15 protein-coding genes are annotated in these 21,393 nt (G+C 64.1%); 8 read left to right on the top strand and 7 right to left on the bottom strand.

Annotation, left to right across the window (positions count from 1 at the left end; all coding sequences use genetic code 11):
• The first annotated feature begins 33 nt into the window (after positions 1-33).
• The 6 genes from BcanWU425_RS22275 (at position 34) to BcanWU425_RS22250 (ending at position 7,888) form a co-directional block, all read left to right on the top strand.
• Positions 34-2,541, top strand: a complete 2,508-nt coding sequence (locus BcanWU425_RS22275) for a penicillin-binding protein 1A (RefSeq protein WP_018454472.1) — start codon at positions 34-36, stop codon at positions 2,539-2,541.
• A 111-nt stretch (positions 2,542-2,652) separates the two neighbouring features.
• A protein-coding gene (prfB, locus tag BcanWU425_RS22270; protein WP_143273426.1) for a peptide chain release factor 2 occupies positions 2,653-3,784 on the top strand; the annotation gives its coding sequence in 2 pieces (ribosomal slippage) (positions 2,653-2,721 and positions 2,723-3,784; 1,131 coding nt in all).
• Positions 3,784-4,665: an NAD(P)-dependent oxidoreductase gene (locus tag BcanWU425_RS22265; RefSeq protein WP_085353511.1), complete on the top strand. Its 882-nt coding sequence runs from the start codon at positions 3,784-3,786 to the stop codon at positions 4,663-4,665. The genes prfB and BcanWU425_RS22265 overlap by 1 nt, the downstream gene beginning before the upstream one ends.
• Positions 4,666-4,678: 13 nt before the next feature.
• Entirely contained in the window at positions 4,679-5,554 is an 876-nt protein-coding gene (locus BcanWU425_RS22260; protein WP_204511085.1) for a DMT family transporter, read from the top strand.
• Between the two features lie 80 nt (positions 5,555-5,634).
• The gene (locus BcanWU425_RS22255) at positions 5,635-6,546 is read left to right on the top strand and encodes a DMT family transporter (protein ID WP_204511086.1); all 912 of its coding nucleotides are present in this window, start codon (positions 5,635-5,637) and stop codon (positions 6,544-6,546) included.
• A 106-nt stretch (positions 6,547-6,652) separates the two neighbouring features.
• Complete coding sequence (locus BcanWU425_RS22250; RefSeq protein ID WP_018454467.1) at positions 6,653-7,888, top strand: ABC transporter substrate-binding protein; 1,236 nt, start codon at positions 6,653-6,655, stop codon at positions 7,886-7,888.
• A 117-nt stretch (positions 7,889-8,005) separates the two neighbouring features.
• Here the strand turns inward: BcanWU425_RS22250 and BcanWU425_RS22245 are convergent, their stop codons facing one another.
• From BcanWU425_RS22245 to BcanWU425_RS22235, 3 genes are all read right to left on the bottom strand, one after another.
• The gene (locus BcanWU425_RS22245) at positions 8,006-8,491 is read right to left on the bottom strand and encodes a low affinity iron permease family protein (RefSeq protein ID WP_204511087.1); all 486 of its coding nucleotides are present in this window, start codon (positions 8,489-8,491) and stop codon (positions 8,006-8,008) included.
• Positions 8,492-8,590: 99 nt separating this feature from the next.
• Positions 8,591-9,949 (bottom strand): M23 family metallopeptidase, encoded by a 1,359-nt coding sequence (locus tag BcanWU425_RS22240; RefSeq protein ID WP_198957644.1) that lies wholly within the window; start codon positions 9,947-9,949, stop codon positions 8,591-8,593.
• A 110-nt stretch (positions 9,950-10,059) separates the two neighbouring features.
• A complete protein-coding gene (locus BcanWU425_RS22235; protein ID WP_204513930.1) occupies positions 10,060-10,752 on the bottom strand; it encodes a peroxiredoxin in 693 nt (230 codons plus the stop codon).
• A 204-nt stretch (positions 10,753-10,956) separates the two neighbouring features.
• On the opposite strand from BcanWU425_RS22235, the gene BcanWU425_RS22230 reads away from it, so the two are divergent.
• Positions 10,957-14,754 (top strand): YhdP family protein, encoded by a 3,798-nt coding sequence (locus tag BcanWU425_RS22230; protein WP_204513931.1) that lies wholly within the window; start codon positions 10,957-10,959, stop codon positions 14,752-14,754.
• Between the two features lie 32 nt (positions 14,755-14,786).
• Here BcanWU425_RS22230 and BcanWU425_RS22225 read toward each other — a convergent pair whose 3' ends face one another.
• The 4 genes from BcanWU425_RS22225 to tyrS form a co-directional block, all read right to left on the bottom strand.
• A complete protein-coding gene (locus BcanWU425_RS22225; protein WP_204511088.1) occupies positions 14,787-16,481 on the bottom strand; it encodes a methyl-accepting chemotaxis protein in 1,695 nt (564 codons plus the stop codon).
• Between the two features lie 383 nt (positions 16,482-16,864).
• Positions 16,865-17,269 (bottom strand): DoxX family protein, encoded by a 405-nt coding sequence (locus BcanWU425_RS22220; RefSeq protein ID WP_018454461.1) that lies wholly within the window; start codon positions 17,267-17,269, stop codon positions 16,865-16,867.
• A 219-nt stretch (positions 17,270-17,488) separates the two neighbouring features.
• Positions 17,489-18,760: an MFS transporter gene (locus BcanWU425_RS22215; RefSeq protein ID WP_204511089.1), complete on the bottom strand. Its 1,272-nt coding sequence runs from the start codon at positions 18,758-18,760 to the stop codon at positions 17,489-17,491.
• A gap of 57 nt (positions 18,761-18,817) precedes the next feature.
• Positions 18,818-20,071 (bottom strand): tyrosine--tRNA ligase, encoded by a 1,254-nt coding sequence (gene tyrS / locus BcanWU425_RS22210; RefSeq protein ID WP_018454459.1) that lies wholly within the window; start codon positions 20,069-20,071, stop codon positions 18,818-18,820.
• Positions 20,072-20,235: 164 nt separating this feature from the next.
• Between tyrS and BcanWU425_RS22205 the strand changes: the two genes are divergently transcribed.
• Positions 20,236-21,339 carry an anhydro-N-acetylmuramic acid kinase gene (locus tag BcanWU425_RS22205; protein ID WP_204511090.1) on the top strand — a complete coding sequence of 368 codons (1,104 nt, stop codon included), beginning with the start codon at positions 20,236-20,238 and terminating at the stop codon, positions 21,337-21,339.
• Positions 21,340-21,393: the final 54 nt, after the last annotated feature.

Raw genomic sequence — 21,393 nt, 5'->3', positions numbered from 1 at the left:
GGCTGATCCAGAGTTTGAACGGATAAACAGATAATGCGCTTGCTGGTGCGGTTCATGGGCTTCCTGTTCGCCGCGGGAACGGTGTTGTTCCTTGTCGGGGTCGGTGCCGTCGCAGGCCTGATCTGGCATTTCTCCAAGGACTTGCCGGACTACTCTCAGCTTCAGGATTACGAGCCGCCGGTGATGACCCGCGTGCACGCGACCGACGGCTCGCTGCTCGGCGAATACGCCAAGGAGCGGCGGCTGTACCTGCCGATCCAGGCGGTGCCGAAACTCGTGATCAACGCCTTCCTTGCGGCCGAGGACAAGAATTTCTACGAGCATGGCGGCATCGACTACACCGGCATGGCGCGGGCCGGCGTGGTCTACATCCAGAACTACGGCTCCAACCGCCGTCCGCAGGGCGCTTCCACGATCACCCAGCAGGTCGCCAAGAACTTCCTTCTGACCAACGAGGTCTCCTTCGCGCGCAAGATCAAGGAAGCCTTGCTGGCGATGCGGATCGAGAAGACCTACTCGAAGGACAAGATCCTCGAGCTGTATTTGAATGAAATCTATCTGGGCTTAGGTGCCTACGGAATCGCGGCTGCGTCGCTGGTTTATTTCGACAAGTCGGTGAACGAGCTGACCGTGGCGGAAGCGTCCTATCTCGCGGCGCTGCCGAAGATGCCCGCGACGCTGCATCCTGTCCGCAACCGCGACCGCGCCATCGAGCGCCGCAATTACGTGATCGATCGTCTGGTTGAGAACGGCTGGGTCAAGCAGGCCGATGCCGACAAGGCGCGCAAGGAGCCGCTGGCCGTTACCAGCCGTTCCAACGGCGCCCACACCTTCGCCGGCGAATATTTCGCCGAGGAAGTGCGCCGTGACATCTTCGAGCGTTATGGCGAGAAGAAGTTATACGAGGGCGGTCTCTCGGTCCGCACCACACTCGATCCCAAGATTCAGGTCATGGCGCGCAAGACCATGGTCGCCGGTCTCGTCAACTATGACGAGCAGCAGGGCTATCGCGGCGCCATCAGCAAGCTCGACATTTCTGGCGACTGGGGCGTGAAGCTCGCCGAGATCAAGTCTCTGTCCGATATCTCGCCATGGCGCATGGCCGTGGTGCTGGAGACCAGCGACCAGTCGGCGCGCATCGGCTTCCAGCCGAGCCGCGAACTCGGCGGCGCCATCAGCAAGCAGCGCGAGACCGGCCTCATCACGCTCGACGGCATCAAATGGGCAAGAGCGGCCTCTGGGGCTGCGAAGGGCAGGGCGGCGAGCGCGGTGTCGCAGGTGCTCCAGCCCGGTGACGTGATCTACGCCGATCCGCTCTACAAGGACGCCCAACCTGTCGAAGGCCAATACCGCCTGCGCCAGATCCCCGAAGTCTCCGGCGCGATGGTGGTGATGGACCCCTGGACCGGCCGCGTGCTGGCGATGGTCGGCGGCTTCTCCTTCGACCAGAGCCAGTTCAACCGCGCCACGCAGGCCTATCGGCAGCCCGGTTCGTCGTTCAAGCCGATCGTCTATTCGGCTGCGCTCGACAACGGCTATACGCCTTCGACTGTCGTGCTCGACGCCCCGATCGAAATCGATCAAGGCCAGGGCGCGGGCGTGTGGCGGCCTGAAAACTTCTCCTCGGGCAAATTCCAGGGGCCGGTGACGCTGCGCAACGCATTGCGGCAGTCGCTCAACACGGTGACGGTGCGCCTCGCCCAGGACATCGGCATGCCCTTGATCGGCGAATATGCCCGCCGCTTCGGTGTCTATGACGAACTGCCGAACTATCTGTCCTACGCGCTCGGCGCCGGCGAGACCACGGCGATGCGCATGGTCACGGCCTATTCGATGCTCGCCAATGGCGGCCGCCGGGTGAAGCCGACCCTGATCGACCGCATCCAGGATCGCTACGGCCACACCATCTTCAAGCACGACCAGCGCGAATGCCGTGGCTGTGACGCGCCCGGCGGCTGGAAGAACCAGAACGAGCCGCAGCTGATCGACCGCCGCGAGCAGGTGCTGGATTCCATGACCGCCTATCAGATCACCGAGCTGATGGAAGGCGTGGTCCAGGCCGGTACCGCGACCGTGGTCAAGCAGGTCGGCAAGCCGATCGCCGGCAAGACCGGCACCACCAACGAGGCCAAGGACGCCTGGTTCGTCGGCTTCTCGCCCGACGTCGCCGTTGCCATCTATATGGGCTATGACAAACCGCGTCCGCTCGGCAAGGGCAACGCCGCGACCGGCGGCCATCTCGCAGCTCCCATCGCACGCGACTTCCTCCAGCTCGCGCTCGCCGACAAGCCCGCGGTCCCGTTCAAGGTGCCGGCCGGCATCAAGCTGGTGCGGGTCGTCGCCAAGTCCGGCATGCGCGCCGGTCCGGGCGAGACCGGCGGAACCATTCTCGAAGCCTTCAAGCCGGGCACGGCGCCGCCGGATAACTACTCCGTCATCGGCGTTGCCGATGCCGATGGGCGAGGCGGCGTGCCGGCGTCGCAGCAGCAGCAGCCGGATTCCGGTTTCTTCATGCGGCCGGGCACCGGCGGGCTGTACTAAGGCTTAGGACAAGACAGACGTTCGTCGCCGCGGCGGTTGCGCTTTGCAGCCGCCGCCGCTACATCCCGTTGTCATTAGACGCGGAAAAATTCCGCGAGACCAGAGAACCACATGCGCGCCGAAATCGAACGGTTGGTAGAAGAGATCAAGCAGTCTGTCGGGCTGCTGAGGAGGCATCTTTGACGTCGAGAAATCGACGGCGCGCCTCGCTGAGCTGAACAAGCTCGCAGAAGATCCCAATCTCTGGAACGATCCCCAGAAAGCCCAGAAATTGATGCAGGAGCGCACCTCGCTTGAGGATGCGCTCTCCGGCATCGGCAAGGTCGAGCAGGAGCTCGAAGACGACATCGGCATGATCGAGCTCGGCGAAGCCGAGGGCGATGAGGGCGTTGTCAAGGAAGCCGAAGCCGCGCTCAAGACCCTCAAGAAGGAAGTCGCCCGGCGCGAGCTCGAGGCGTTGCTGTCGGGCGAGGCGGATAGTTTCGATTCCTATCTCGAAGTGCATGCCGGCGCCGGTGGCACCGAAAGCCAGGACTGGGCCCAGATGCTGCTTCGCATGTACTCGCGCTGGGCCGAAACCCACGGCTTCAAGGTCGAGGTGCTGGAAGAGTCCGAGGGCGAAGAGGCCGGCATCAAGTCCGCGACCATCCAGGTCTCCGGCCACAATGCCTATGGCTGGCTGAAGACCGAGGCGGGCGTGCATCGCCTGGTGCGGATCTCGCCGTTCGATTCCAACGCGCGGCGGCACACCTCGTTCTCGTCCGTCGCTGTGTTTCCGGTGATCGACGACACCATCAAGATCGACATCAAGGAATCCGACGTCCGCGTCGACACCATGCGCTCCGGTGGTGCCGGCGGCCAGCACGTCAACAAGACCGAGTCCGCGGTGCGGCTGACGCATATCCCGACCGGTGTCGCCGTGGTCTGCCAGGCCGGCCGCTCGCAGCACAAGAACAAGGCGCAGGCCTGGGACATGCTCCGCGCGCGGCTTTACCAGATCGAGCTGAAGCGGCGCGAAGAGAAGGCCGCCGCCGACCAGGCCGCCAAAACCGACATCGGCTGGGGCCACCAGATCCGCTCCTACGTGCTCCAGCCCTACCAGATGGTGAAGGACCTGCGCACGGGTGTGCAGACCTCCGACACATCAGGCGTGCTCGGTGGCGATCTCGACGACTTCATGGCCGCGACCCTGGCGCAGCGCGCCTTCGGCACTCCCGGCGCCGACATCGAGGACGTCGACTGATGCCCCGGATCGCCTTCATCGGGCTTGGGCGGATGGGCCATGGCATGGCCGGCCGCTATCTCGATGCTGGCTTCACGGTGACGCTGTGGAATCGCAGTAAAACAAAAGCGGAAGACCTGATCGCGCGCGGCGCGCTCTGGGCGACCTCGCCTGAGGACGCGGCGATCGACGCCGACGCCGTCGTGACCATGGTCGCCGATGATGAGGCCTCGCGTGCGGTCTGGCTCGGGCCCGAGGGCGCAGCCAAGACCGCGAAGGCCGGCACCATTGCGATCGAATGCTCCACCGTCTCCTATGACCATGCGCGCGAGATGGGCCGCGAGATGAACGCTCGCGGGCTGATCTATATCGATTGCCCCGTGACGGGATTGCCGGATGCGGCCGCGAGCGGAAAGCTGACGTTGCTCGTTGGTGCCGATGCCGCCGATCTCGAACGCGCGCGGCCTTATCTGACGCCGATCGGCTCGACCATCCGCCATTTCGGCGCGGTCGGTTCCGGCACGGTCTACAAGCTGATCAACAATCTGATGGGCGCGATCCAGATCGCCGGCCTCGCCGAGGGGCTTGCCATTGCCGAGCAGGCCGGGCTCGACATGAACCTCGTGCTGGAGTCGATTCAGGCTGGCGTGGCCGCGAGCCCGCAGGTGCAGCGTCATTCCAAGCGCATGGTCTCCCGCGATTTCTCCGGCGCGACATTCACGGCAGCGCTGCGGCACAAGGATGCCGCCTACGCGGTGAAGCTCGCCGAGAGCCTGCTGGCCGACAAGCCGCTGGTCGCGCGCGCCGCGGTGGAAGCCTACGCGCAAGCGAAGGCCGCGATGCCTGACGACGACGAAGGCAAGATGATCGAACTGGTGTCGCGGCCGAAGAAACCGTCCTAGCGGCCGCATCGACATGGGGCAGCCTCGTTCGGAACGCGGTCTCGGCATTGCCCTCGTCATATCAGCTGCGATTGCCTGGAGCACGGCGCCGTTCTTCACACGTCTGTTGCCGTTCGATCCCTGGACCATTCTGTTCTGGCGCGGCGTGTTCGGCGGCAGTCTGATCTCGGTGTTTCTCGTCGTGATGCAGGGACGCGGCGCGCTGCGGCAATTGGTGGCGCCGGGACGCGGCGGCTTGCTCGTCGCCTCATTGTCCACGCTCGGCATGGTTTCCTTCATCCCCGCGCTCCAGATGACCAAGGTGATGAATGTGGCTGTGCTGATCTCCACGCAGCCGTTCGTGGCCGCGGCGCTGGCGTGGCTGTGGCTTGGCGAAGCCGTAACATGGCGTACCCTGATCGCGAGCCTCGTTGCCTTTGGCGGCGTCGCCATCACGGTCGGAGGCATCGAAGCCGGGGCTGATGTTGGAGGCGTGGCGCTGAGTTGCCTCATGGTACTCGCCATCTCGGCGATGACGGTTGTGATCCGACGCTACCAGGAGACATCGATGGTGGCAGCGGCGGCGTTGTCGAATTTCCTGGGAAGCCTCGTCAGCCTTCCGTTTGCGCACGACCTCGTCCATATCGACAGCGCCAACCTCGCGATCCTCGCGATGTTCGGCTGCTTTCAGGTGGCGCTGGGGCTGACATTCTACATGCTCGGCTCGCGCCTCCTGCCGTCGAGCCAGGCTTCCCTGATTGCGACGCTGGAAACGCCGCTGATGCCGTTCTGGATCTGGATTGCCTTTCGCGAGATACCTGCTGTCCACGCCCTTGTTGGCGGTGCCCTGGTCATTGGGGCGGTGGTTGCGGATATCGCGGTTGACGCGCGAAGTCGCGATCGATCCTGAATCTCGCCCTTTACCCAGAAATCGGGTGGCAATTCTGGTCGCGCAGTCCTAGCAGATCGGACCATCGCTGTGAGACGCCCATGTCCCCGAACGACAACCGTATCGACGCGCGCGACTGGTCGCTGCTCACGGTGCTCTCGGTGCTCTGGGGCGGCTCGTTCTTTTTCAACGGCGCGGCGCTGCGGGAATTGCCGCCGCTCACGCTGGTGCTTTTGCGCGTTGCACTTGGCGCCGCCATTCTGCTACCGCTGCTCCGTATCCAGGGTATTGGCTTTCCCAAGGGCATCGCCGGCTGGAAGCCGTTCGTCGCGATTGGGCTCCTCAACAACGTCATTCCGTTCTCGCTGATAGTGGTCGGCCAGACCTTCATTCCGAGCGGGCTGGCGTCGATCCTGAATGCCACCACGCCACTCTTCACGGTCATCGTGATGGCGGCGGCAGGCGAAGAGGCTTTGCGGCTGCGGCGCGTCGTCGGCGTGGCACTGGGTCTCGCCGGCGTGATCATCCTGCGCGGATGGGGCGTCGAGACACGGGCGGGGCAGGGGCTCGGCATCCTGCTCTGTCTCGGTGGCGCCTTGAGCTATGGCTTTGCCGCGCTGGCGGCGCGGCGGTTGTTGAAGGACGCAGCCCCGCTGGGGACGGCCGCGTTTCAACTGATGGCTTCCACGGTGATGATGGCGATCGTCGCTGGCGCAATGGAGCAGCCGTGGCGTTTCCCAATGCCGGGCGTGACGATTTGGCTGGCGGTGCTTGGCCTTGCCGGGTTGTCGACGGCGCTCGCCTATATCGTCTTCTTCCAGATCCTGCGGCGGTCGGGCGCGACCAATGTGATGCTGGTGACACTGCTCATTCCCGTCACCGCCATTCTTCTGGGATGGCTTGTGCTGGGCGAGCCGATCTGGATGCGAGAGATCGCGGGCGCGATCGTGATCGGCAGCGCATTGCTGGTGATCGACGGGCGCGTTCTGGACCTGCTGCGGCGCGGCACATAGTTCTGGAGCGCTCGTTTCATCTCACGGAAAATCGCGGCGCTTGCCAGCCGTAAGCGAGCTTGCGACACTCTCGGCAAAACAAGACTACAAAACAGGGGAGAGAACGATGCTGGGTCGTCGCAATAACCTTGCTGCCCTCGCCATTCTTGCTGCCGGCGTGCTCGTCACGACGCCGGCCCTGGCGCAGAAGAAATACGATCCCGGCGCCACCGACACCGAAATCAAGCTCGGCAACATCATGCCCTATAGCGGGCCGGCGTCGTCCTATGGCGTGATCGGCAAGACCGAGGCCGCGTTCTTCAAGATGATCAACGACCAGGGCGGCATCAACGGTCGCAAGATCAATTTCATCAGCTATGACGACGCATATTCGCCGCCAAAGGCGATCGAGCAGGCGCGCAAGCTGGTCGAGAGCGACGAGGTGTTGCTGATCTTCCAGCCGCTCGGCACGCCTTCGAACTCCGCCATCATGAAATACATGAACGCCAAGAAGGTGCCGCAGCTCTTCGTCGCCTCCGGCGGCACCAAATTCGGCGACCCCAAGAATTTCCCTTGGACCATGGGCTTCCAGCCGAACTACCAGAGCGAGGGGCGGATCTACGCGAAGTATATCCGCGACAACTTCCCCAACAGCAAGATCGCAGTTCTTTGGCAAAACGACGATGCTGGCAAGGACCAGTTCAAGGGCCTGAAGGACGGACTCGGTGACAAGGCCGATATGATCATCGCCGACAAATCCTATGAGGTCAGCGATCCCTCGATCGACTCGCAGATCGTTGCGCTTCACGATTCCGGCGCCGACATCTTCTTCTCATGGGCCGCGCCGAAAGGCTCGGCACAGGCGATCCGGAAGGTCGGCGAGCTCGGCTGGAAGCCAAAATTCTTCCTCGCCAATACGGCTACCTCGATCGCCTCGGTGCTCAAGCCCGCCGGGCTCGACTATGCCAAGGATATCATCTCGACAGCATATTTGAAGGATCCGACCGACCCGACCTGGGACAAGGATCCGGCGGTCGTCGCGTGGCGCACCTTCATGGATAAGTACTATCCCGAAGGGGACAAGACCAACGCCAACAACCTTTATGGCTACGTCCAGGCGGAGGCGATGGCGCAGGTGCTGAGGCAGTGCGGCGACAATCTCACCCGTGACAACGTGATGAAGCAGGCCACCAGCCTGAAGGATTTTCACACCGACCTGATGCTGCCCGGGATCATGGTCAACACTTCGGCCGACGATTATTTTCCGATCGAGCAGATGCAGCTGATGCGCTTCAACGGCCAGGCTTGGGAGTTGTTCGGCGACGTCATCACCGGTGAGGTCGGCCACGAGCGCGGCCAATAGTCAGGGCTGGCTCCGCGGCGGGCCAGTTGCCTGGTGTGATGAAGACGGGGCGAGCCTGCCGAAGCGTTGCGATTGCGAACGAAGCTGCGCACCTCGTCGTTCCCGGCATCCGTCCGCTTATTCGGTGACGAGATCGGCGGCGCGTTTCGCCTTCTTGCCGGTATTCTTGACTGTCTCGTCTCCGACCTTTTCGGCCTTGGCGCGAAGCTCACATTTGGTGCGGATCTCGTCGAGCTCGTCGTCGGTCAAATGCTCAATTCCCACGAAGGAATTTTGCACCGCGCTCACCCGGATCAGTTCGTCGAGCTTCACCTGAATGGCCGCGCTATCGCGATTCTGGGAATTCTGAATCAGGAAGACCATCAGGAATGTCACGATGGTGGTGCCGGTGTTGATCACCAACTGCCATGTGTCGGAGTAATGGAAGATGGGACCGGTGACCGCCCAAACCAGGATGATGCCGGCTGCAATCATGAATGTCAGCGCTCGCCCGGCCGCTTGAGATGTTCGGTTAGCAATATCGCTGAAGAGTTGAGCCGCGTTGTTACGTGGCTGGTCCGCTTTGCCCTTGGCCGGACGAGCTTTCGTATGGGTCTGTTGCATCAGAAGATCGCGCCATTGAGGACCTGCGACCTAACGCGAAGGGAACTCCGAAGTTCCGCCATGTAAACCTGGGACGAGACGAGCGCGCTCTCAACGAGCCTAGCCCGCGCTGAGTCGCACGCCGGCGCGCAAGAACTTCTGCGGATCGACCGCTTCGCCGTCGATCCGGGTTTCATAGTGCAGATGCGGCCCGGTGGAACGGCCGGTCGACCCGACGAGACCAACGACCTGGCCGATTCTCACGATCTCGCCGACCCGGACATTGATCTCGGAGAGATGGCCATAGCGCGTCGCAAGGCCATTGCCGTGATCGACCTCGATCATGCGGCCGTAGCCGCCGGACCAGCCGGCCGAGACGACCTTGCCGTTGGCGGTGACGCGAACGGGATCGCCGCTCGCGGCGCGGAAGTCGAGCCCGGTATGCATCGCGGGCCGGCCGAGGAACGGATCGCTGCGCACGCCGAAGCCGGAGGTGAACTCGACCTCGCCGATGACGGGCTTGCGATAGGGCACGAGCGCGAGCGTGCGATTGAGCCGGTCCATCTCGGCTCGGGTGTTGTTGATGCGATAGAGCTGCTTCTCGAACGGCCCCGAACTGGCGGTGATTTTAACAGGCACGAACGGCCCGCCCATCGCGGTGCGCGGCACGGCGGCTTCGAGATTTGCGAGGTTCAGGCCGAGATCGCTGACGACGCCGCGCATCCGGCGCATGCGCGAATCCATGCCTTCCTCGACGGCGTTGAGCGCCGCCATCTGGCGACGCTCGACCTGGTCCAGCGAGGTCGTGAGCCGAACGACGACGTTGTCGAACCCCTGGTTCTTGGCGAATTGATTGACGGGCGGAGCTGCGAGGGTCGGCGCGCGCGATTCGAGCCGCGCTTCGCGATCCGGCGGCGCCACGAAGATCACGGTGTCGCTGATCGGCGAGGGCTTTGGCGTGCCCTGCGTCGTCTGGCTGGCATCGCCACGCTGCGGGGTGGAACGTGGAATCGATCCGGTCACGTCCGGCATGGACCCGAGCGCCGTGGCACGGGACTCCAGCGCCGTCTGGCGCTTCATGATCTGGTCGAGCTTCTGGTCGAACTGCTCCTGGTCGAGCAGCTGCCGGCTGGTGGTGCGGTCGACCTTGGCGCGCAGCTCGGCGATGCGGTCCTCATAGGCGTATTGCATCTCGGCCTGCCGGGCGATCAGCCGGGTGAGGACGTCGTCGCGGAAGGCGAAATAGGTCGCGGTTGCGGCCGACCAGAGCCCGAGCAACACGACAGTGCCGACCACGATCCAGAACACCACAGGTCCCAGGCGAACCTGCTTGCCGTGATGCACGATGGTGTAGGCGTCGTCGGTGTCCGGAAGGGGAAGCGCGGTTGCCACTGCGGCGGCACGGCGATGAAAGGCCCGTCCATGGTCGTGCGGGTGATGTTGGGGGTACTGCGAGAGTTGGGCAGAACTTTTCGACATCGGCACTCCCGCGCCGATCGGATGAGTCCGTGCGGCCTAATTGCCGCGGCAATCTGGGCCGGTCATGGTTAATTTTCCGGAAACGGAACCCCTTGAATTTAAATGATTGGTTAAAGGCGCCTTGCGGCTTCCAGCACCTCGTCGGCGTGGCCTTCGACCCGGACATTGCGCCAGATCCGCGCGATCTTGCCGTCGGCGCCAAGCAGCATCGTGGTGCGAAGAATTCCCAGGAAGCTCTTGCCATACATGGACTTTTCGCCCCAGGCGCCGTAGGCCTCCAGCATCTCGTGCGTCTCGTCCGAGATGAGGGGCACGCCGAGACCGTGCTTGTCCCGGAACTTGTCCTGAGCCTTGACCGGATCGGCGGAGATACCGAGCACGGCGGTGCCAGCCTTGGCGAAGGCGCCGGTGAGCCGGGTGAAATCGATGGCCTCCGTGGTGCAGCCCGGCGTGTCGGCGCGGGGGTAGAAGAACAGGACCAGCTTCTGGCCGGTATAATCCGACAGCGCGACGACGCCGCCGCCGTCGCGGGGCAGGCGGAAGGCGGGAGCCTTCTGCCCCTCAGCCAAGCCGGCCTTCGCCGCCGTTTCAGGCGCGGATGCCGATTTGGAAGAATTTAACCGTTTCGATGCGGCCTTATGCGATGCTGTCTTTGCTATGGTCCCAGTTGATTTGCTCGCCGGTGTCCGCTGTGTTTTCGCGAGCTTGGTTTGAGTCGCAGCCCGCGCTTTCACGGGCGTCTTTTTAGCCGTCGGAGTGACGGAGGGCGTTTTGGACGATTTCTTTCGGGATTTCTTGGACATACGCCTTCCTTTCGTCGCTTTCGGCGGGTCAACCAAAGCGGTATTGCAGCCCTTTTCCGCTATGCCGGAATCGTGCCCTCGGCGGGGCGAGTCTGACGACGCCGGAGTCTGGTTACAAGGAATTCCACGCACCACCCCACTGCTCGTTGAACGCGCTCCCGGGGCGACATGACGAACAGAAGGAATATTCGAGGTATGGCGGCAATGCCGGCGCGGGAAGCTTCGCTTCCCGTCGACGGCTGCGGCCCCGGCGGCGCTCAATCCCACGACGGGCGCCTGTATCGAGAGGCAATGGCAAGGAATACGTCGCCCCAGGATTACAATCGGGATTTGGATCGACGCGGCAGCCAACCAGAGCAGCAGCAATGGGACGACGCCGACTGGGATCCGGATCAGGAAGCGGCGGCGGGCCATCGGGCGCGCCGGCTGTTGTCGCGTTCCAATTCGGGCTTCCATCGCTTCGCTGACGGGTTTGGGCCGTTGCGCCGCTGGTTGGGCGGCGGTCGCTGGCTGAAGCGCGTGGCCGTGGTCGTCGGTGTCCTGGTCGTCATCTTCGTCGGCTGTTTCGGCGCGCTGTGGTGGCGGCTCGGCGCCGGTCCCATCAATCTCGACATTGCGACGCCGTGGCTCGCGGCCGCGATCGAGGACAATATCGGTCACGGCAACACCGTGGAGGTCGGCGGCACGCAGATCGAGCGGGCCGGGCGGATCCGCATCGCCGTGCGCATCCGTGATATCGTCGTGCGCGACCACGATCACGTCATTGTCGCCACCGCGCCGAAGGCCGAGGTGAAGCTGTCGGGTGCGGGCCTGCTGATGGGGCATCTGCGCGCCGAAAGCCTCAACCTCGTCGATGCCGAGCTCGCAATCCGGATCGCGCCTGACGGCACCGTCACGGTGTCGGCCGGCGACACCGCAAAGCCGCTCGCAACCGGCGTCGCCTCCAAAAGGGACGCGGGACTGCCGCCGACTTTCCCGCGCAACGGTGTGCCACCGCCGCCATTCGCCACCGAGCCTGCGACCTCCGACGCACCGCAAGCCGCGCCCCAGGCCACGTCCCCGACTGGCATTCTTCAGGGCCTCGACTGGCTCGACAGTCTGAGCATGACCGGCCTCGACGGCCAGAATCTCAACGAGATCGGCCTGAAGAACGGCAATCTGATCGTCGACGACCAGCAGCGCGGCAGCAAATGGACGTTTGAGAACATCACGCTCAGCCTGCGCCGACCGAGCCGTGGCGGCGTCGCGCTCAGCCTCGGTGAAGAGGGCGCGCGTCCGTGGTCGTTGCGTGCCACGATCGGCCCCACCGAGAACGGCGTGCGCTCGGTCGATATCCGCGCCGACAAGGTCTCGACCGCCAACATCCTGCTGGCGCTGCGGGTGAAGGACCTCACCTACACCGCCGACCTGCCGCTGACCGGCGAGCTCAAGGGCGAGCTCGGCCGCGACGGCGTGCCGACTTTCTTTCGCGGCAAGATCACGGTCGGTGCGGGCAACATCATCGACACCGATACGCCCGATTATCCGATGGCGATCGACTCGGCCGAGATCAATGTCGAGTGGGACGCCAATCGGCGGGTGCTGGTCGCTCCGTTCAAGGTCCTCTCGGGCGCGAACCGTCTGACGCTTCTGGCTCATGTCGAGCCGCCCAACGGCACCGTGAATGACTGGCAGCTCGGTTTCAGCGGCGGTTCGATCCTGCTCGGCGGCATCGACAACGAGCCGCCGCTGGTCTTCAACCGTATTGCGATCGGCTTCCGCTTCGACACCGACCACAAGAGGCTGCTGTTGACGCAGGCCGATATCTCCAACGGAGAGATCGGCGTCGCCGGCACCGGTGCCATCGACTATTCGGGCGAGCCGCGGCTGACATTGGGTTTCGCGGGAACGCCGATGTCGGCCTCCGCGCTCAAGCGGATGTGGCCGACCCTTGTCGTTCCCGAGTTGCGCGAATGGGTGATCGAGCGGATCGAGCGTGGAACGCTCCAGCGCATCGAGATCGGTGTTAATTCACCGACGAAGAATCTTCCGCGCAAGGGCCCACCCATTCCCGACGACGGCTTGTCGGTCAATATCGTGGCGAGCGGTGTCACGGTTCGCCCCGTCGATGGCCTGCCCGTGGTGCACGATGCCGATTTGAAGGCGCGCGTGACCGGCCGCACCGCGACGGTGAATATCGGGCAGGGCATTGCCGATACGCCGGCGGGCCGCAAGGTCACGATTTCCGACTTTGTTTTCGAGGTGCCCGATATGGCACCCAAGCCGTCGCCGTCGCGGACGAGGTTTCGTGTCGAAGGTCCGGTGCCTGCGGCCGCCGAAATGCTTTCCAACGATCGCTTGAGCGATCTGTCGTCGACCGTCATCGATCCCAATACTAGCAAGGGGACGTTCTCGGCGAACGTCCAGCTTGGGCTGCCGGTCAAGGGCGAGCTGACCAAAGCCGACACCACCTACAGCGTTACGGCCGATCTCAACGGTTTTGGTGCCGACAAGCTGGTGATGAACCAAAAGCTGGAGGCCAACAACCTCAAGATCGTCGCGAGCAACCAGGGCTATCAGGTCAAGGGCGACGTCAAGATCAACGGGCAGGCGGCCTCGCTCGATTACCGCAAGCCGGCCGAGGGCGATGCGGACGTCAAACTGCAGACCACGCTGGACGATGCGAGCCGCGCGCGCCTCGGATTCGATCTGGGTCCCGCCGTCAGCGGATCGGTGCCGATCAGGCTGTCGGGCAAGATCGCCGGGGGACCCGACCAGACGACGAAGCTCGGCATCGAGGCCGACCTGACCTCGGTCAAGCTCGACAACATCCTGCCCGGCTGGGTCAAGCTGCCGGGCAGAGCGGGCAAGGCCAGCTTCAAGGTGGTGCCGACGGCGCAATCGACGCGTCTGGAGGACATCGTCATCGAAGGCGGCGGCGCCTCGATCAAGGGGGCGCTCGAGGTCGATGCCAACGGCGAGCTCATGAACGCGAACTTCCCGACCTACGCGCCATCCGACGGCGACAAGGCCTCACTGAAAGTGGAGCGCAGCCAGGACGGCGTGCTCAAGGGTACGATGCGCGGCGACGTATTCGACGGCCGCGGCTTCCTGAAGTCGGCGATCTCAGGCAATTCCAAGGACGATGCCAAGAGCAAGACGAAGAACCTCGATTTCGACATCGACGTGAAGCTCGGCGCCGTCATGGGTTTCAACGGCGAGGCGATGCGCAGCGTCGACGCCAAGATGTCGCGGCGCAATGGTGCGGTCAAAGCCTTCACGCTGAGCGGCAGGATCGGAAAAGACACGCCCGTGGCAGCCGACCTGCGCGGCGGCCGCGCCCAGGGCAACCGCGAGGTCATCTATCTCCAGACCAGCGATGCCGGCAACTTCCTGCGCTTCACAGACACCACCAACAAGGTCTTCGGCGGCCAGATGGTGGTGGCCATGGAGCCGCCGACGTCGGAGCCTACGACACGGGAAGGCCTGATCAACGTGCGCGACTTCTCGGTCAAGGGAATGGAGCAACTCGATCGCGTCGCGGCGGGGGCTCCCAACGGCGCCCAGAACGGCGTAGCCTTCACGGCGATGCGCGCGGAGTTCACGCGGCAGAACGGCGCGCTCACGATCCGCGACGGCGTGGTCAAGGGGCCGATGATCGGCGCCACCATCGAGGGCTCAATCGACTTTCCCGGCAACCAGGTTTGTATGAGCGGCACCTTCGTCCCGATGTACGGCGTCAACAACATCTTCGGCCAGATCCCGTTGTTCGGCATCTTCCTCGGCGGCGGCAACAATGAAGGATTGATCGGCGTGACCTACGAGGTCGTCGGCACGCCGGCAGCGCCCGTAATGCGCGTCAACCCGATTTCGGCGATGGCCCCCGGTCTGTTCCGCAAGATCTTCGAATTCAACACCGGCAAACAGAACTCGCCGTTCGAGGAATTCCCGTCGCAGTCGAACGATGGCTCGACCGGGTCGACGCGCCAGCTATCGAGCGGCTGCACCCTCGCGCGACGTTAGTGGCGAGGCTACACCTTGGTTTCCGCGCCGCCTTACGCCGCGCGCACGCCCGCAAGGAAGGTCCCGACTTCGCCAGAGAGCTGCTCGGCCTGCTTGGAGAGGTTCGAGGCTGCTGCGAGCACCATGCCTGCGGCATTGCCGGTCTCGTTCGCTGCCGTGCTGACGCCCCCGATATTGGTGGTGACTTCCAGGGTGGCCTCCGCGGTCTGCGAGACGCTGCGGGCGATCTCGGCGGTGGCGGCGCCTTGCTCCTCGATCGCGGCGCCGATCGAGGTGGCGATCCGGCTGACCTCCTCGATGGTGGCGGTGATGCCGCCGATGGCGTCCACCGCTTCCTTGGTCGCGCCCTGGATCTGGGCGATCTTGTCGCCGATCTCGCGGGTGGCTTCGGCAGTCTGGCTCGCCAGCGATTTCACCTCCGAAGCGACGACAGCAAAGCCGCGGCCGGCTTCACCGGCGCGTGCGGCCTCGATGGTGGCATTGAGCGCGAGCAGATTGGTCTGCGCCGCGATGCTGGAAATCAGCTCGGCGACGTGCTCGATCTGCTGGGCGCCGTCCGAGAGAGCGCGCACGATGGTGTCGGTGCGGCGTGCGCTGTCCACGGCGCGGCCGGTGACCACGGCGGACTGCGCGACCTGACGGCTGATCTCGGTGATGGAGGAGGAGAGCTCCTCGGCGGCGGCCGCGACCGTCTGGACGCGCTGGCTGGCTTCGGTGGCGGCCGAGCCGACGACGGCGGCGCGGCGGTTGGTGCCTTCCGCGGTCGACGACATCGACTTGGCGGTGACCTCCAGCTCGCCGGAGCCCGAGGCCATCAGGCCGACGAGCTGGCCGACGGATGCATCGAACCGGTCGGCAAGCGAGATCAGCGCGTCGCGCTTCTCCTGTTCGCTGCGGGTCTTGGTGGCGACCTGCTCCGCCTCCAGCTTGCGGGCCGTCAGCGCGGTCTGCCTGAGCACTTCGAGGGTCTCGGCCATGCGGCCGATCTCGTCGCCGCGACCGGTCTCCTCGACCGCCGTGTCGATGGCGCCTTCGGAAATGGCCTGCATGCGGTTCTTCTGGCGATCGAGCGCGCCGAGCACGTCGCGGGCGATCAGCCAGGACAGTGTCGCCATCAGCAGCATCAAGCCGATGCCAATCGCCCCCAGCTCCAGCGTCAAGGCTCGCACGTCGGCGTCGATGTCGTCGACATAGAGGCCGTAGCTGATCGTCGCGTTCCAGGGCGCGAATTTGCGCGCGAAAACGGTCTTGCGGACGGGCTCCGTCTGGCCGGGGCGGGGGTAGAGATATGAGGTTACGCCGCCCTGAGCAGCCTGGTTGCCGGCCGTTACGATCGCATCTGCGATGAGGACACCGTTGGAGTCCTTGGCGCCCGTGATCTTGCCTTCGAGCTGCTGGTTCGCGCCATTGATCAGGATCGAGGTATCGGCGTTATAGACCACCGGATAGCCTTGGCCGCCATTGAAGCTCATGCGGCGGCCGCGCAGATGGAACTGGATTTTCGCTTCCGCCTGCGTCAGCTTGCCGGCGCCGACCTCCTCTTCGAGTGATTGGGCGAGGTTGTGGAGCATGTCGACCGCGGTCCGCATCTGCTGAACGCGATCCTCCAGCATGCGGCTCTTGCTGAGCACGGACGACACCCCGATGATGGCCGTGACCGTGAGTGCCGAAAGACAGACCATGCTGGCGAGCTTGGTGCGGATCTTGAGGTGACTCAGCAGCTTCATCACGGCCTCGACGGAATGGTTATTGTTGCTCGCGTCGGTAGCATGAAATTCTTACCAATCATGAATGGACGCGTGCGACGGCTGCCGCGCAAGCGGCGTGCGCAGCCGCGTGCGCAAACATGCAGGTCGCCATGCGCTTCTCGGGCGCATGGCGCGTCAACTCGGAGAAAAATCGTGTGGGTCTTTAGTCGCGACCTAATCCGTTGGGAGCGGCAATGAACCGATTCGTTCACCGCCTCATCATGTCGATGCTGCTGGTCGCGGTCCTCGTCCTGGTCTGGAACGTGCTGGGCTCGCGCTGAGATGGCACCCGTGAACATACGGATGCCATCTCTTCATTCGCGAATCAATCGCTGACGCCTCAGCGCCGCGCGAACGCGCCGCTAGTCCTTGCCCATCGCCGCATCGGCGCTGACCGAGCCGCCGCCGGCTGCCGAGAGGTAGAGGCAGGCGAAGCAGAACAGGATCGCCGCGGTGCCACCATTGAGCAGCGGCAGGAACACCGGCGTTTCGCCCTTGAACATGTGCCCCATGAAATAGGCGAAGGCCATCTCACCCGAGAGGATGAATGCCGCGAGGCGGGTGAACAGGCCGATCATCAGCAACGCGCCAAGCACGAGCTCAAGCGTACCGGCTGCGTAGATGATCGGCGGGATGTTTGCGAAGTAGGGAAGCACCGGAAACTTGAACAGCTTGGCGACACCGTACTGGAACAGCAGCAGGCCGGTGATGAAGCGAAACAGGCTCAAGAGAACCGGTTGAAAGCGAACGAGATAGGGAAAGTTCATTGGTTTGTGCCCTCCATCCAATGCTGCGACTAGGACCGCATTCAGTTCCGCCCTGCAAGCCGCCCAAGGGCAATTTGCGCTGACATTTTTGTCATGTCGGACAAAACACCGCAGGAAGGACTTTTAGCCGCGTGCGATCCACATCTTCGTAGCTGTTCGCGTCGTGCCCATCCGTAATTTCCCGGTGACGCGAATGCGCTCAAGTTACCTTCAGGAGACCTACCGCCGCAAGGCGGGCACGACCAGGAACGGGATCATCCCGAGCACCACGCTCGCGAGTGCGAAGGCGAGCAGCGCGTTGTAGCCATGGGTCGCGTCATGGATCAGGCCGCCGCTCCAGGAGCCGAAAGCCGAGCCGAGCCCGCTGCCGATCGAGATGGTGCCGTAGATGGTGCCGATGCGCTTGCCCCCAAAGATCTTCATCGCGGTCGCCGTGATCAGCGGTCCACGTGAGCCCATCATGCTGCCGAAGCAGACCACGAATCCGGTGAGCAGGAGGAAATTGGCGGAGTATTGCAACAGCCACAGCAGGAAGATGCCGAGGATCGAGATCGCGTAGCTGAGCAGCACCGACGGCCGGCGACCGATCAGGCCGTCGAGCGCGGACACGCCTAGCATGCCAAACACCAGCACGATGCCGGAGAAGCCCCAGGCCGTGGCGGCCTGCAGCGGTGGAAAGCCGGCATCGATCAAATAGGCCACGATCTGGGCGGCGATCGCATACATGCCGACCGCGGTGAAGAAGAATGTCGAGAAAAGCGCCCAGAAGGCGTGATGGCGCATCGCGCTCGGAAGGGTCCAGCCGTGATCGACGAAATCCGGATCGGTCTTCTTCGCGATCTGCGGCGAGCCCGAGGCGAACAGCCGCCATGGCAGCAGCATGAGCGGCACCAGCAGGCCGAGCGCGGCGAAGCCGAACAGCTGGTAGGTTTCGCGCCACCCCAGATGATCGATCAAAAGCTGCGAGGCCGGCAGCAGCGCCAGCACGCCGCCACCCATGGCCGAGTAGACCACCGCCATCGCGGTCGGGAGTTTTGGGCCGAACCAGCGGCCCAGCAGGATCGAGTTCGGCACATTGCCGATGAAGGCGACGCCAATGCCGACGCAGAGTCCGATCGAGAGCTGGAACTGCCAGAGTGACTGCGCGTGGCTTGCGATCAGGAAGGCCGAGCCGAGCAGCAAAAGGCCCAGTGCATAGACGATGCGCGGTCCGGAATGATCGAACAGGCGCCCGACCAACGGCGCCGTCAGTCCGCTGACGAGCCACGTCAGCGAATAGATCGAGACCACTTGGGCGCGATCCCAGCCAAAGTTTTCCGAGATCGGCTTCAGGAAGACGGTGAAGCTTTCGCTGAGGCCGCGGCCGAGCACGGCGAGTGTGAAGCAGAGCGCGAGCACCACCAGCGCGGTGCGCACGACGCCCTGCGGCGTCGCCGTGACGCGTTCCCTGGTCGCTTGCTTGGACTGTTCCTCTAGCGTGTTCTGGTCCATTGCCGATCAGGGAGCGCGCTTCAGCGCGCCCTGACAAGCAGCGAAAAGCTCATACGCCTATGCAGGCCTTAGGAGGATGTGCTTCTTCTTGCCGAACGACAGCTTGACCACGCCTTCCGGCGTCAGGTCGGCCGCCGACAACGCCATCTTCTCGTCGGTGACGGGCTCGTCATTGACGCGCAGGCCGCCGCCCTTGATCTGGCGCCGTGCTTCGCCGTTGGAGGCAACGAGGCCCGCCTTGACGAAGGCGTTGAGCACGCCGAGGCCGGCGTCGAACTCGCCGCGCGGAATTTCCACGGTCGGCAGGCTCTCGGCCAGCGCGCCTTCCTCGAAGGTGCGGCGCGCGGTCTCGGCCGCCTCGTTCGCTGCGTCGCGGCCATGCAGGAGCGCGGTCGCCTCGGTGGCGAGCACCTTCTTGGCCTCGTTGATCTCGGAGCCTCCGAGCGCCTCGAGCTTCCTGATCTCGGTCATTGGCAGCGTCGTGAACAGCTTGAGGAACTTGCCGACGTCGGCGTCTTCGGTGTTGCGCCAGTACTGCCAGAAATCATACGGCGAGAACTGGTCGGCGTTGAGCCAGACCGCGCCCTGAGCGGTCTTGCCCATCTTGGCCCCCGACGCCGTCGTCAGCAGCGGCGTCGTCAGGGCGAACAGCTGATGCGTGCCCATGCGGCGGCCGAGATCGACGCCCATGATGATGTTGCCCCACTGGTCGGAGCCGCCCATCTGCAAGTTGCAGCCGGTCCGCCTGGCGAGCTCGACGAAGTCGTAGGCCTGGCAGATCATGTAGTTGAACTCGATGAAGCTCATCTCCTGCTCGCGCTCGAGGCGCAGGCGCACGGAGTCCATGGTCAGCATGCGGTTGACCGAGAAATGCCGCCCGACGTCGCGCAGCATCTCGATGTAGTTGAGCTTTGTCAGCCACTCGGCATTGTCGAGCATGATGGCGTCGCTCTTGCCCCCGCCATAGCGCAGCACCTTTGCGAACACGCCGCGGATCGATTCCTTGTTGGCCTCGATCTCGGCGACGGTGCGGATCGCGCGCGTCTCGTCCTTGCCGGAGGGATCGCCGACCATGGTTGTGCCGCCGCCCATCAGCGTGATCGGCTTGTTGCCGGACTGCTGCAGCCAGTGCAGCATCATCATGGTCAGGTAGTTGCCGATGTGCAGCGAGCGGGCGGTGCAATCGTAACCGACATAAGCCGTCGCCTCGCCCTTGGCGGCGAGGGCGTCCAGCCCCTCGAAATCGGAGCATTGGTGGATGAATCCACGTTCCTGCAACGTGTTGAGGAAATCCGATTTGAATGCAGTCATTTGTCGGCGCGCCTGACAATTCTTGGTTTACTGTTTTGGGAGCAATTTAAGGGTCTTCCGTGGGAACTCGGTTGCTGCCCGCCACTTTGGCCTGTGGCATTATAAGATGTGTCCCTCTGGCACAAGATCGGCATGCCGGAAGGGTCGCTTGAGGACGCTGATCCATGATGTTGACGGCACTCGGTTTGATGAGCGGCACCTCGCTGGACGGGGTGGATGTCGCGCTGATCGAAACCGACGGAAAGCAGGTGAAGGCATTCGGGCCCTCCGGTTACCGGCCCTACACTCCGGCCGAGCGCAACCTGCTGCGGCAGGCGCTGAGCGAGGCCGTGCACCTGGCCCAACGCGATGCTAGGCCGGGAGTTCTGGCCGAGGCCGAACGCGCAGTGACGCTCGCGCATGCCGAGGCGGTGGCCGCCTTCGTCGCCCAGAACCGGATGAAGCCGGAAGACATCGACATCGTCGGCTTCCACGGCCAGACCGTGCTGCACCGCCCCGAGAAGCGGCTGACGGTGCAGATCGGCGACGCGCCGGCGCTGGCCAGGGCGATCCATATCCCCGTGATGCATGATTTTCGCGCCGCCGACGTCGAGGCCGGCGGGCAGGGCGCGCCATTAGTGCCGGTTTATCACCGCGCGCTCGCCCATTCGCTGGAGCGCGAAGGGCCAATCATCGTGGTCAATATCGGCGGCGTCTCCAACATCACCTATATCGACGGCAACGACACGCTGATCGCCTGCGACACCGGACCCGGCAACGCGTTGCTCGACGATTTCATGTACCGCACCATGAATCAGGCGTTCGACGCGGACGGAAAGCTCGCAGCCCTCGGCAAGGCGGACGAGGCCTGGATCGCGCGGGCGCTGCAGCTGCCGTTCTTCGCAAGCCCGCCGCCGAAATCGCTCGACCGCAACGATTTTGCCGCGCTGAAGCTCGGCGATGTCCTGCCGGCCGACGGCGCCGCAACGCTGACCGCCTTCACCGCGGCGGCCATTGCCCGCGTCATCCCGCTGCTGCCACGCAGGCCGCGGAGCTGGATCGTCTGCGGCGGCGGCGCCCGCAACCGGACCATGCTCCAGATGCTGCGGGAGCGCGTTGGGTCCGCCACTGTCGAGGCCGCGGAGGCAGTCGGCTGGGCCTCCGACGCCATCGAGGCGCAGGCCTTCGGCTTCCTCGCCGCGCGCGGCCTGAAGGGCCTGCCGCTGTCGTATCCCGGGACCACGGGCGTGCCGATGCCGATGACGGGCGGGGTGATCGCGCGGCCTTGAGATCATAGGCGGGATGATGCAGATGCATTGATCTTGACAGGTAGATGCATATGC

The sequence above is a fragment of the Bradyrhizobium sp. WU425 genome (assembly GCF_021052305.1).
Lineage (GTDB): Bacteria > Pseudomonadota > Alphaproteobacteria > Rhizobiales > Xanthobacteraceae > Bradyrhizobium > Bradyrhizobium canariense_D.
This window is presented reverse-complemented; position numbering and strand designations above follow the sequence as displayed.

Bases quoted from the DNA above. Each gene is read 5' to 3' on its own strand.
- BcanWU425_RS22275 (WP_018454472.1), top strand. From the start codon at position 34: ATGCGCTTGCTGGTGCGGTTCATGGGCTTCCTGTTCGCCGCGGGAACG.
- BcanWU425_RS22265 (WP_085353511.1), top strand. From the start codon at position 3,784: ATGCCCCGGATCGCCTTCATCGGGCTTGGGCGGATGGGCCATGGCATG.
- BcanWU425_RS22260 (WP_204511085.1), top strand. From the start codon at position 4,679: ATGGGGCAGCCTCGTTCGGAACGCGGTCTCGGCATTGCCCTCGTCATA.
- BcanWU425_RS22255 (WP_204511086.1), top strand. From the start codon at position 5,635: ATGTCCCCGAACGACAACCGTATCGACGCGCGCGACTGGTCGCTGCTC.
- BcanWU425_RS22250 (WP_018454467.1), top strand. From the start codon at position 6,653: ATGCTGGGTCGTCGCAATAACCTTGCTGCCCTCGCCATTCTTGCTGCC.
- BcanWU425_RS22245 (WP_204511087.1), bottom strand. From the start codon at position 8,491: ATGCAACAGACCCATACGAAAGCTCGTCCGGCCAAGGGCAAAGCGGAC.
- BcanWU425_RS22240 (WP_198957644.1), bottom strand. From the start codon at position 9,949: ATGTCGAAAAGTTCTGCCCAACTCTCGCAGTACCCCCAACATCACCCG.
- BcanWU425_RS22235 (WP_204513930.1), bottom strand. From the start codon at position 10,752: ATGTCCAAGAAATCCCGAAAGAAATCGTCCAAAACGCCCTCCGTCACT.
- BcanWU425_RS22230 (WP_204513931.1), top strand. From the start codon at position 10,957: ATGCCGGCGCGGGAAGCTTCGCTTCCCGTCGACGGCTGCGGCCCCGGC.
- BcanWU425_RS22225 (WP_204511088.1), bottom strand. From the start codon at position 16,481: ATGAAGCTGCTGAGTCACCTCAAGATCCGCACCAAGCTCGCCAGCATG.
- BcanWU425_RS22220 (WP_018454461.1), bottom strand. From the start codon at position 17,269: ATGAACTTTCCCTATCTCGTTCGCTTTCAACCGGTTCTCTTGAGCCTG.
- BcanWU425_RS22215 (WP_204511089.1), bottom strand. From the start codon at position 18,760: ATGGACCAGAACACGCTAGAGGAACAGTCCAAGCAAGCGACCAGGGAA.
- tyrS (WP_018454459.1), bottom strand. From the start codon at position 20,071: ATGACTGCATTCAAATCGGATTTCCTCAACACGTTGCAGGAACGTGGA.
- BcanWU425_RS22205 (WP_204511090.1), top strand. From the start codon at position 20,236: ATGATGTTGACGGCACTCGGTTTGATGAGCGGCACCTCGCTGGACGGG.